Raw genomic sequence first — 11,334 nt, forward strand, 5'->3', positions numbered from 1 at the left:
AATTATGATTAATAGTTGTTATAATATAGCAATTAAGGTTGGTGTGATATGGCTAAAATAAAAACAATGTATGTATGTCAAGAATGCGGCTATGAATCTGCAAAGTGGTTGGGTAAATGCCCCTCTTGTAATTCGTGGAATACCTTTCAAGAAGAAGTTAAAGAAAATAAAAATGATAGCAGAAATAAAAACTTTTTATCCGGAACAATAAGTTTACCTAAAAATATCAGAGAAATACAGTCTGGAGAAAAGGAAAGATTTGATACCGGAGTAAAAGAATTAAATAGAGTACTTGGAGGAGGGCTTGTAAAAGGTTCATTAACGCTTATATCTGGGGATCCAGGTATAGGAAAATCAACTCTTCTACTACAAACAGCCCAAAATATAGCAAGTAAATATGGGAAGGTATTATATGTATCTGGTGAGGAGTCAGAGGAACAGATAAAAATCAGAGGAGATAGATTAGGGGTAGAGTCAAACAATCTATTCATTGTTTCAGAGACAAACTTAGAGATAGTAGAATCTCATATAAAAGAATTGTCTCCTATATTTGTTATAGTAGATTCTATACAAACAATGTATAAAGAAGGAATAGCTTCAGCCCCAGGATCAGTTTCACAAGTAAAAGAATGTTCTAATGTAATCATGAGAATAGCAAAGCATAATAATATACCTTTATTTATCGTTGCCCATGTAACTAAGCAGGGAGAATTAGCAGGACCTAGAGTCTTAGAGCATATGGTGGATACAGTTCTCTCGTTTGAAGGTGAAAGAACGGAAGAATTCAGAATACTAAGAACCATGAAAAATCGTTTTGGAACAACTAGAGAAATTGGTGTTTTTGAGATGAGAGGAGAGGGACTTGTAGAAATATTTGACCCATCAAAATTATTCCTTCAAGAAAAAGATGAAAATCAAGAAGGTTCGGTAGTTATAGGCCTAATGGAAGGTTCTAGGCCTATACTAGTAGAAATACAAGCTTTAGTTACAGAGACTAAGGCTGTAATGCCTAGAAGAACTGCAGTAGGTATAGAAAACTCTAGGCTTAGTTTGATACTTGCAGTTTTAGAGAAAAAGCTAAAGATACCTTTTTATAAATACGATGTATATATTAACGTAGTTGGAGGGTTAAATATAGATGGAACAACAGCTGATCTTGGAGTTGCTGTTGCATTATTATCTTCTATAAAAAATAAAGAAGTTGCACTACCAAGAGTTATGCTAGTAGGGGAAGTGGGTCTAACAGGAGAAATTAGACCAATATCTGCATGTGAAAGAATAGTAAATGAAGCTGAAAAAATGGGATTTAGAAATGTGATAATACCAGATAGAAATAAAGATAAAATTGAAGCAAAAACTTTGAATATACACGGAGTAAGAAATCTTAGAGAAGCTATAAATAAAATATTTTAAAGATTAGGTGATTGTATGAGAATAGAGCAAGATAAAGAAATAAAAAATATTTTAAAAATTGTAGCACCTGGAACTAATCTTAGAGAGGGATTAGAAAATATTCTTAGAGCAAAAACAGGAGGTCTTATTGTTCTAGGAGATAACGAAGAAATAATGAAGTTAGTTGATGGAGGGTTTAAGATAAACTCAGAATATACTCCATCTTATGTTTATGAATTAGCAAAAATGGATGGGGCTATAGTTGTTAGTTCTGACTTTAAAAAAATAGTATGTGCAAATGCTCAGTTAGTACCGGATTCATCTATTCCAACATTTGAAACTGGAACAAGGCATAGAACAGCTCATAGAGTAGCTAAAATGACAGGTGCAATTGCGGTGGCAATATCGCAAAGAAGAAATATGATTACTGTCTATAAAGGTGATTTAAAATATGTATTAAGAGAGACTTCTGTAATTTTAGCAAGAGCCAATCAAGCAATACAAACTTTAGAAAAATATGTGGCAGTTCTAGATAGAGTTAAAAATAATTTAAATCTACTAGAGTTTCAAGATTTAACAACTCTTTTTGATGTGGTGACAGCAATTCAAAGAACAGAAATGGTTATGAGAATAGTAGGAGAGATTGAAAGTTATATAGTTGAATTAGGAAATGAAGGACGTCTTATTTCAATGCAGCTATATGAACTCGTAAGGTCTATAGAACAGGATGGAATTTTATTAATAAGAGATTACTGCAAAGCTGATTTAGAATTTAATGAATTGTATAAATTAATTCAGGCATTATCATCTGAGGAACTATTAGATTTAGATGCTATAGGAAAGATATTAGGATATGAGGGAGTCCCATTAGTTGACACCTTAATATCTCCAAGAGGGTATAGAATAGTAAGTAAAATACCAAGAATACCATCAACAGTTATAGAAAACTTAGTTAAACATTTTAAAGAACTTAAAAATATAATTGAGGCAAACAAAGAAAACTTAGATCAAGTTGAAGGTATTGGGGAAGCAAGGGCAAGAGCAATAAGAAATGGATTAAGAAGAATAAAGGAACAAGTTGAACTAAATAAACAACTATAGGTAGAAACAAAGTTCCTACCTATAATAAAATTTTATCTAAATGTAAATTTTCCTAATGTATTTATTTTATCATGTTCTTTTATCAGAATGTCATATAGATTTAAGTCTAGCGTATTACAAAGTGAGGTTAGATAGAATAGATTATTACCAATTTCACGTTCAAGGATTTCTCTACAACTATCGCATATTTTACCGCTTACATGAGTATTCAAGTATCCATCTAGACTATTTATAGAATCATCGTTAGAAGGAAGAATTTGTTTATCGGCATTAATTTTTATACATCCGCAACTAGTAACAGCTTTAGTAACAGCTCTGTTGACACGTGCTTGAGATTCGGAATATTTACTTAATATATCTAAAATGCTCTTGTGTCTAAGCAAGGATTCGTTTACAGAATTTTGGAAATCGTCAAAAATTACATCCTTCATTTTATCAACTCCTCTTTTGGTTATCTATAATAATTATAATTATTTTAATACAATTTTGTCAATAATAGTTAAAGATTAGACGTCAACTTTATGCTCTAATGATAATAGAATATAAAAATCTTTAATAGGGGGATAAAAGAATAAATTTTTAGTAACAATATGGTAAAATTTTATGCAATCTTCATAAATGGAGGTTTGGAATGTGATATAATATTAAAAACCACATTGAAAAGCTGGGTAATACAAATTATTTATAAGAAATTATATATATAGTATTAACTTAGTAATAAATGTCAATAATTACTTTGAGGGAGGTGAAGATATGTTAAAAAAGATATTAAGAATAATATTTTCTCTAATCGGGCTTTCAATAGGTCTTTTAATTGGAGATGCACTTTTGAAAATTAAGTATATAGTTAACTTAGGATATTTTTCAGATTCAACCCTAGGTAGAATATCATTTCTAGTTTTTATAACTATTTTATTTGGACTTATCTTCTTTTTATTATCACCATATATTTATAAAGGAATTACTAAATTAATTGAGTATGCAGAAAAAAGTATACAAAAGTTAAGTGCTTCTGAAATTATTTTTGGTGCAGTAGGTGTAATCATAGCCTTGATAATAACATCTTTAGTAGGTATGCCTCTGAATAGAATTGAGAAAATACCTGTAGTTGGGCAAGTTCTATTTATATTATTTAATATAATAGGTGCAATTATAGGAGCAGATGTAGCTATAAAGAAAAAAGAGGATATTTACAATATAATTGCGTCTATGAAAAAGGCTCCAAAGGATAAAAAGGCTAAGACCAAAGCTATATCTAAAGTTCTTGATACGTCAGTTATCATTGATGGTAGAATATTTGATATATGTGAAACAGGATTTGTAGAAGGTCCTTTAGTTATACCTAATTTCGTTTTGGATGAATTAAGACATATATCAGATTCATCAGATTCTCTAAAAAGAAATAGAGGTAGAAGAGGTTTAGACATACTTAATAAGATTCAAAAAGAGCTTGCTATAGAAGTTCAAATCTGGGAAGGAGATTTCCCAGAAATCGCAGAAGTTGATTCGAAATTATTAAAATTAGCACAAAAATTAGGTGGTAAGGTTGTAACAAATGATTATAATCTTAATAAAGTAGCTGAATTTCAAGGTGTACCAGTACTAAATATAAATGAGCTTGCAAATGCTATAAAACCTGTAGTAATACCTGGCGAAGAGATGAGAATACCTATAATTAAAGATGGAAAAGAATCTGGTCAAGGTATAGGATATCTAGATGATGGTACTATGATTGTAGTTGAAGGCGGAAGAAGATTTATAGGAGAAGAGTTAGATGTTACAGTTACATCGGTTCTTCAGACTGCTGCTGGTAGGATGATATTTGCGAAACAAAAAGAGGCTTAATTTTAGAAAGGGATATTAAATGAATAAGGTAAGTGCCATTATATTAGCAGGTGGAAAAGGTAAAAGAATGGGGAATGAGATAAGCAAACAATTCTTAGACCTTAAAAAAAAGCCTATGCTTTATTACACTTTAAAGAAGTTTTTAAATAATGGTAATGTTCATGAAATTATTCTAGTTTTACCTGAAGATGAAATTGATTATTGCAAAGAGGAAATTCTAGATAAATATGAATTAAAGGTTGATAGAGTAGTAGTGGGAGGCAAAGAGCGAAGTGATTCTGTTTATAATGGATTAAAGGCGATTGAAGATTCTTCAATAGTTCTTATACATGATGGAGCAAGGCCTTTTGTATCTAATAGAATCATTGACGAAGGAATAGATTACGCCAAGAGATATGGAGCAACTGCATGTGGAGTTACTCCTAAAGATACTATAAAAATTGTTGATAATTCAGGCTTTTCTAAAGAAACGCCAGATAGAAGTACTTTAATAGCTATTCAGACGCCACAAACTTTCGATTATAAAATGATATTAGAAGCTCACGAATGGGTTAGAGAAAAAAAACTTGCTGTTACAGATGATACAATGGTAGCAGAAGCCTATGGAAAGAGAGTATTTATATATGAAGGAGACTATACTAACATAAAAATTACTACACCTGATGACTTGATACTTGCAGAAAGATTAGTATAGATAAACTTATTGACAGTACTTTTTTTAGAAGTTATAATATGAAAAGAAAAATATAATACGAAAAGCAGTGAAGAAGAATAGTAGAGACTATATTAAAGAGAGATAATCCTAGGCTGAAAGATTTTCAACTGTTTCGAACCCGCTTTGGAGTTGTAGGGAAAAACTATCGGTTTAACACCGTTAACATTACTAGAGTACAAATTTAGGTGGTACCGCGACTATGAGTTCGCCCTAATATAGGGCGGACTCTTTTTATATTTAATAATTATAAACTAAAGGAGGATTTTTTATGGGAAAAAATAAAAAATTAGTTGAAGCAATAACCTCAATGGATGTAGACTTTGCTCAATGGTATACAGACATAGTAAAAAAGGCTGAGTTAGTTGACTATTCAAGTGTAAAGGGTTGTATGATAATAAGACCTTATGGTTATGCTATATGGGAAAATATACAACAAGATTTAGATAGAAGATTTAAAGAAACAGGTCATGAAAATGTATATATGCCAATGTTTATTCCTGAGTCTTTACTTCAAAAAGAAAAAGATCATGTTGAAGGATTTGCACCAGAGGTTGCTTGGGTAACACATTTTGGAGAAGAAAAACTTACAGAAAAGTTATGCGTTCGTCCAACTTCTGAAACATTATTTTGTGAACACTACTCTAAGATAGTACAATCTTATAATGACCTTCCTAAATTATATAATCAATGGTGTTCAGTAGTTAGATGTGAAAAAACTACAAGACCATTCTTAAGAACTACAGAATTCTTATGGCAAGAAGGGCATACAGTACATGCTACTGCAGAAGAATCTATGGAAGAAACTAAGAGAATGCTTAATGTTTATGCAAGTTTCTGCGAAGAGTTTTTAGCTATCCCTGTAGTGAAGGGACAAAAAACTGAAAAAGAAAAATTTGCAGGAGCAGAAGCTACCTTTACAATAGAAAGTTTAATGCATGATGGTAAAGCACTTCAAACAGGAACTTCACACAATTTTGGAGATAACTTTGCTAAAGCATTTAATATTCAGTACACAGATAAAAATGGTAAGTTACAATATGTTCATGAAACTTCATGGGGAATGACAACGAGATTAATAGGTGCTGTTATAATGGTACATGGAGATGATAATGGATTAGTACTTCCACCAAAAGTAGCACCAACACAAGTAGTTATTGTTCCAGTAGCACAACATAAAGAAGGTGTTTTAGAAAAAGCAAACGAGCTTAAAGAGAAGATAGCTAAAATAGCTAGAGTTAAGCTTGATGATAAAGATAAAATGCCAGGTTGGAAGTTTGCTGAGTACGAAATGAAAGGTGTTCCAGTAAGATTAGAAATAGGACCAAAAGACATCGAAAATAATCAATGTGTATTAGTTAGAAGAGATACATTAGAAAAAACAGTTGTATCGTTAGATAATTTAGAAGAAAGCGTTAAAGAACTTCTTCTAAATATCCAAGTTAATATGTTAGAAAAAGCAAGAAAAAATAGAGATGAGCATACTTACGTAGCTAAAAATATAGAAGAACTTAAAGGAATAGTAGAAAATACTCCAGGATTCGTAAAAGCTATGTGGTGTGGCGATAGAGCTTGTGAAGATAAAATAAAAGAAGAAACAGGAGCTACATCAAGATGTATTCCATTTGAGCAAGAAAAACACTCAGAAGAATGTGTATGTTGTGGTAAGAAAGCAGAAAAAATGGTTTATTGGGGTAGAGCATATTAATAAGTAAGGCATATCATTATTATATGATAGGAGAAAGTTAATTTGCATTCCCTATATAATACAGTAAACAAAATTTCATACATGAAAATTAAAGAAGGAGGGAAAAAATGAAGGTTTATAATACCCTAACGAGAAAAAAAGAAGAGTTTATCCCAATTACACAAGGCGAAGTAAAGATGTATGTTTGTGGACCTACAGTTTATAACTTCTTTCATATTGGTAATGGAAGAACTTTTATAGTATTTGATACAATAAGAAGATATTTTGAATACAGAGGATACAAAGTAAAATTTGTTCAAAACTTTACTGATGTTGATGACAAATTAATAAAAAAAGCTAATGAAGAAAACATCACATTAAGACAAATCGGAGATAAATATATATCAGAGTATTATAAAGATGCGGATGGATTAAACATAAAAAGAGCTACAGTAAATCCTAGAGCTACTGAATATATAGATGAAATAATAAAGTTTGTAGAGGAATTAATCCAAAAAGGGTTTGCGTATGAAGTTGACGGCGATGTTTACTTCAGTACTAAAAACTTCACTACTTATGGGAAATTATCGGGACAGAATTTAGATGATTTACAAGCTGGAGCTAGAATATCTGTTGATGAAAGAAAAAAAGATTCTATGGATTTTGCTATTTGGAAAGCCAAAAAAGAAGGCGAACCAGGCTGGGAATGTCCATGGGGAGAAGGAAGGCCAGGTTGGCATATAGAGTGCTCATGCATGGCTAAGAATATATTAGGAGATACTATTGATATACATGCAGGTGGTTCAGACTTAGTGTTTCCACACCATGAAAATGAGATAGCACAAAGTGAAGCTTTAACTGGCAAAACTTTTGCTAACTATTGGATGCATTCTGCTTTTGTTAATATTAATAATGAAAAGATGTCAAAGTCACTAAATAACTTTTTTACAGCAAGAGAAATTTTAGAAAGATATGATGCTGACGTAATTAGATTTTTAATGTTATCTGGACATTATAGAGTTCAATTAAATTTCTCGGAAGATCTTCTTGAATCGGCAAAAGCTTCTGTTGAAAGATTATACAATGCAGTATCTAATCTAGAAAATCTTCTTGAAGAAAGCTGTGTCGAAGAGATAAATGATAAAGAAGAAAAATATATTGCTTCGTTAGATGTATACAGGAAGAGATATATAGACAAGATGGATGATGATTTCAATACTGCAGATGCTATATCTGTTCTATTTGATTTAGTAAAGGATATTAATACTAATATAAGTGTTGATTCATCTAGAAAAGCAATTCAAGGTGCATTAGATATCATAAGAGAACTTGGAGATCCTCTTGGAATACTTCAAAAATCAACTAAAGGAAGTATAGAAGAAGAAATAGAGAAGCTTATTGAAGACAGACAACAAGCAAGAAAAAATAGAGATTTTGCGCTAGCAGATAAAATAAGAGACGATCTAAAAGATAGAGGAATAGTATTAGAAGACACACCACAGGGTGTTAGATGGAAAAAGATTAATTAATCAATTAAAAAGAAGCTATATATCCTTGGAGATTATAGCTTCTTTTTGTTTATATAGATTTCAAATATAAAATTATTTTGTTGATTTTAGTTGGGTTTATAAAATATTGTGTTTAATAACCATATAACCATATAACCAGTTAACCAGTTAACTGGTTAACCAGAAATCCAGAAATCCAGAAAATCAGAAAACCAGCCGAAAAATTTAATAATTCATTGTTTTTAAAGCCAAACCTAAATTATATTTAATATAATTTGAATACTTATGAGTTTATGGTATATTAAGTAGAGTAGGTAAATCATAAAGTTAAAGGAGAGTTAATCTTTGGAAAACTTATTATATAGAAAATTCACAAAAGAAGAGGCTAGAATGCTAAATCCACTTCAATTGGCTTTTGTAGGGGATGGAGTATACGAGGTATTTATAAGAAATTATATTTTAAATAATAATAAAGAACTATCTACACATAAACTGCATGTAGAGGCCATTAAGTATGTTAAAGCTCATGCACAAAGTGAGATAATTAGGAGAATAGAGTCAGATTTAACTGAAGAAGAAATATATATCTATAAACGTGGAAGGAATACAAAATCAGCTACAGTACCTAAAAATGCAGATTTAGCTGAATATAGAGCTGCAACAGGATTTGAAGCTCTTGTCGGATATTTATACTTAATTAATGAGATAGATAGATTAAATACTATATTATTAAAATCAGTAGAGCAGGAATAAAATTAATTTGTTTTATTAATAATTAGATAGATATATAAGTTTAGTTAACTATAGAAAATGAGGAGAAAAAGATGTCAAATAAAGAGGAATATAAAAAAAATAAAGAAAATAAAGAAAATAAAGAAAAAACAATTAGAGAAGATTTGATAGAAGGTAGAAACTCAGTGTCGGAGGCATTGAAATCTGATAGAACAATAGAATATTTATTAATAGCGAAAGGTAATGTTGAAGGATCTATAAAAAAAATAATACAAGTAGCTAAAGATAAAAAGATAGTTATAAAAGAAGTGGAAAAAAGAAAACTAGACTCTATGAGTGAAACGGGGTCACATCAAGGTGTTATGGCGGTAGTAACTCCTTTTAAATATTCAGAAATAGACGATATATTAGAGTATGCTAAGAAAAAAGAAGAAGAACCATTTATAGTTATTTTAGATGAATTAGAAGATCCTCATAATTTAGGATCTATAGTAAGAACTGCTGAGTTATGTGGTGTGCATGGAATAATAATACCTAAAAGAAGAAATGTAGGTGTAACTCCAACTGTATATAAATCTTCAGCTGGGGCTGTTGAACATATGAAAATAGCAAAGGTAACTAATATTAATGTAGCAATAGATAAATTAAAAGATCAAGGTTTATGGGTTTATGGTGCAGATATAAATGGAGAAGATTATAGTTATAATACTAATTTTTCTGGACCTTGTGCCATTATAATAGGTAGTGAAGGAAGAGGAATATCTACCTTAACTTTAAAGAAATGTGATAAACTTGTTAAAATTCCTATGGTGGGCAAAATAAACTCTTTAAACGCTTCTGTTGCAGGTGGTATAATGATGTATGAGGTTTTAAAATCTCGAATAACAAAAAGATAGATTTGAGAGTGATAGGGTTTTGAAAATTTTATTTGTTGACGGATATAATGTTATCAATAGTTGGCCAAATCTCAAAAAAATTAAAGAGTATAGTTACGAGTCAGCTAGACAACAGCTTATAGAAACTCTCCACAATTATGCTAATTATGAAGATTGTAATATAAATATAGTCTTTGATGCACATAAGGTTGAAGGAAATCTGGAGAATAAAGAAGAAGTGGATAAAAGACTGTCGGTTGTTTTTACAAAAGATGGCGAAACCGCGGATAATTACATAGAGAGACAAGTAAATGAGCTGGGAAGAAGGTTCGAGGTTTTAGTTGTGACATCTGATTGGTTGGAGCAACAAACCATATTTCAAAGGGGAGCCATACGAGTATCTTCATTAGAGTTTTATCACATTATAGTTAATATGGAAAAAGAAATAATAAGTGAAACTAAGAAAGTAACTAAGGGAAGTAAAAATCTTTTGGAAGACAGTATAGATAAAGAGGTATTGAAAAAGTTGGAAAAGATGAGAAGAAGTTAAATTCTAATATTTTATTAGCTCCTTTAATTCTTAAATAGTGGCATATGAGGGGGGAGTACTTTGGGTTATAGTGAAAGGTCTATAGAAAGAAATGTTGATTTTAAGAATAGATTAGATGAAGATGTTGCTGTTGAGGCTAAGGAAGGTAATATTGAGGCTCAAGAATACCTAATTAGCAAATATGAGATGTTTGTAAAAACAAAGGCTAAATCTTATTTCTTAATTGGTGCGGACAAAGAAGATATATATCAAGAAGGAATGATAGGTTTATATAAGGCTATAAGAGATTTTAACCCTCATAAATTAGCTTCATTTAGAGCTTTTGCTGAACTTTGTATAACAAGACAGATAATTACAGCTATCAAAACAGCTACTAGACAGAAGCATATACCATTAAATACTTATATATCTTTGAATAAACCTGTTTATGAAGAGGAGTCTGAGAGAACTTTATTAGATATTTTATCTGGAATTAAGATATCAGATCCTGAGGAATTGATAATAAGTAAGGAAGAGATAGAGAGGATGGAAAAAGAGATTTCTAATGCCTTAACGGAATTAGAAATGGAAGTGTTAACATCCTACCTAGATGGTAAGTCATATCAAGAGATTGCTTGTGATTTAGATAGACATGCTAAATCAATAGATAATGCCCTTCAGAGGGTGAAAAGGAAACTTGAAAAATGTCTCAAATTATAGCAATTATTTTAATTCAAATATATTGACAAATACCAAATTGGATAGTAAACTTTATAATTGGTATATATATTATACATATATGTATTTAAGTTGCTCACGTAGCTCAGTAGGTAGAGCGTCGCCTTGGTAAGGCGGAGGTCGTCGGTTCAATCCCGATCGTGAGCTCCAATTTTTTCAAAATACAAAACGCTAGGCAAAGTTTATTTAATTAGTAAGGAGGAAAATAAAAATGG

Annotated in this window: 11 protein-coding genes and 1 tRNA gene; 11 read left to right on the forward strand and 1 reads right to left on the reverse strand. The window is 30.8% G+C overall.

Going from position 1 to position 11,334, the window contains the following annotated elements:
- Positions 1–48: 48 nt before the first annotated feature.
- Positions 49–1,413, forward strand: coding sequence for a DNA repair protein RadA (gene radA, locus B3N22_RS22170; protein WP_286910653.1), 1,365 nt, complete (start codon positions 49–51; stop codon positions 1,411–1,413).
- A 15-nt stretch (positions 1,414–1,428) separates the two neighbouring features.
- Positions 1,429–2,493 carry a DNA integrity scanning diadenylate cyclase DisA gene (disA, locus tag B3N22_RS22175; RefSeq protein WP_021800129.1) on the forward strand — a complete coding sequence of 355 codons (1,065 nt, stop codon included), beginning with the start codon at positions 1,429–1,431 and terminating at the stop codon, positions 2,491–2,493.
- Between the two features lie 32 nt (positions 2,494–2,525).
- Here disA and B3N22_RS22180 read toward each other — a convergent pair whose 3' ends face one another.
- On the reverse strand, positions 2,526–2,924 hold the full coding sequence (locus B3N22_RS22180) for a nucleoside triphosphate pyrophosphohydrolase family protein (protein ID WP_286910656.1): 399 nt from the start codon (positions 2,922–2,924) through the stop codon (positions 2,526–2,528).
- A 322-nt stretch (positions 2,925–3,246) separates the two neighbouring features.
- Between B3N22_RS22180 and B3N22_RS22185 the strand changes: the two genes are divergently transcribed.
- The 9 genes from B3N22_RS22185 (at position 3,247) to B3N22_RS22225 (ending at position 11,269) form a co-directional block, all read left to right on the forward strand.
- Positions 3,247–4,338 carry a PIN/TRAM domain-containing protein gene (locus tag B3N22_RS22185; protein WP_073022783.1) on the forward strand — a complete coding sequence of 364 codons (1,092 nt, stop codon included), beginning with the start codon at positions 3,247–3,249 and terminating at the stop codon, positions 4,336–4,338.
- A gap of 19 nt (positions 4,339–4,357) precedes the next feature.
- Positions 4,358–5,032 carry a 2-C-methyl-D-erythritol 4-phosphate cytidylyltransferase gene (gene ispD, locus B3N22_RS22190; protein WP_073022782.1) on the forward strand — a complete coding sequence of 225 codons (675 nt, stop codon included), beginning with the start codon at positions 4,358–4,360 and terminating at the stop codon, positions 5,030–5,032.
- A gap of 289 nt (positions 5,033–5,321) precedes the next feature.
- The gene (proS, locus tag B3N22_RS22195) at positions 5,322–6,758 is read left to right on the forward strand and encodes a proline--tRNA ligase (RefSeq protein ID WP_021800133.1); all 1,437 of its coding nucleotides are present in this window, start codon (positions 5,322–5,324) and stop codon (positions 6,756–6,758) included.
- A gap of 107 nt (positions 6,759–6,865) precedes the next feature.
- Entirely contained in the window at positions 6,866–8,266 is a 1,401-nt protein-coding gene (cysS, locus tag B3N22_RS22200; RefSeq protein ID WP_073022780.1) for a cysteine--tRNA ligase, read from the forward strand.
- 324 nt (positions 8,267–8,590) lie between these two features.
- On the forward strand, positions 8,591–8,998 hold the full coding sequence (locus B3N22_RS22205; protein ID WP_286910659.1) for a Mini-ribonuclease 3: 408 nt from the start codon (positions 8,591–8,593) through the stop codon (positions 8,996–8,998).
- Between the two features lie 71 nt (positions 8,999–9,069).
- Positions 9,070–9,873: a 23S rRNA (guanosine(2251)-2'-O)-methyltransferase RlmB gene (gene rlmB, locus B3N22_RS22210; protein ID WP_286910661.1), complete on the forward strand. Its 804-nt coding sequence runs from the start codon at positions 9,070–9,072 to the stop codon at positions 9,871–9,873.
- A gap of 19 nt (positions 9,874–9,892) precedes the next feature.
- Entirely contained in the window at positions 9,893–10,402 is a 510-nt protein-coding gene (locus B3N22_RS22215) for an NYN domain-containing protein (RefSeq protein ID WP_021800137.1), read from the forward strand.
- Between the two features lie 60 nt (positions 10,403–10,462).
- On the forward strand, positions 10,463–11,101 hold the full coding sequence (sigH, locus tag B3N22_RS22220; protein WP_021800138.1) for an RNA polymerase sporulation sigma factor SigH: 639 nt from the start codon (positions 10,463–10,465) through the stop codon (positions 11,099–11,101).
- Between the two features lie 92 nt (positions 11,102–11,193).
- Positions 11,194–11,269: transfer RNA gene (locus B3N22_RS22225), tRNA-Thr, on the forward strand.
- Positions 11,270–11,334 lie beyond the last annotated feature (65 nt).

The organism is Clostridium sp. UBA1652 (assembly GCF_002320975.1).
GTDB lineage: Bacteria > Bacillota > Clostridia > Clostridiales > Clostridiaceae > Clostridium_T > Clostridium_T intestinale.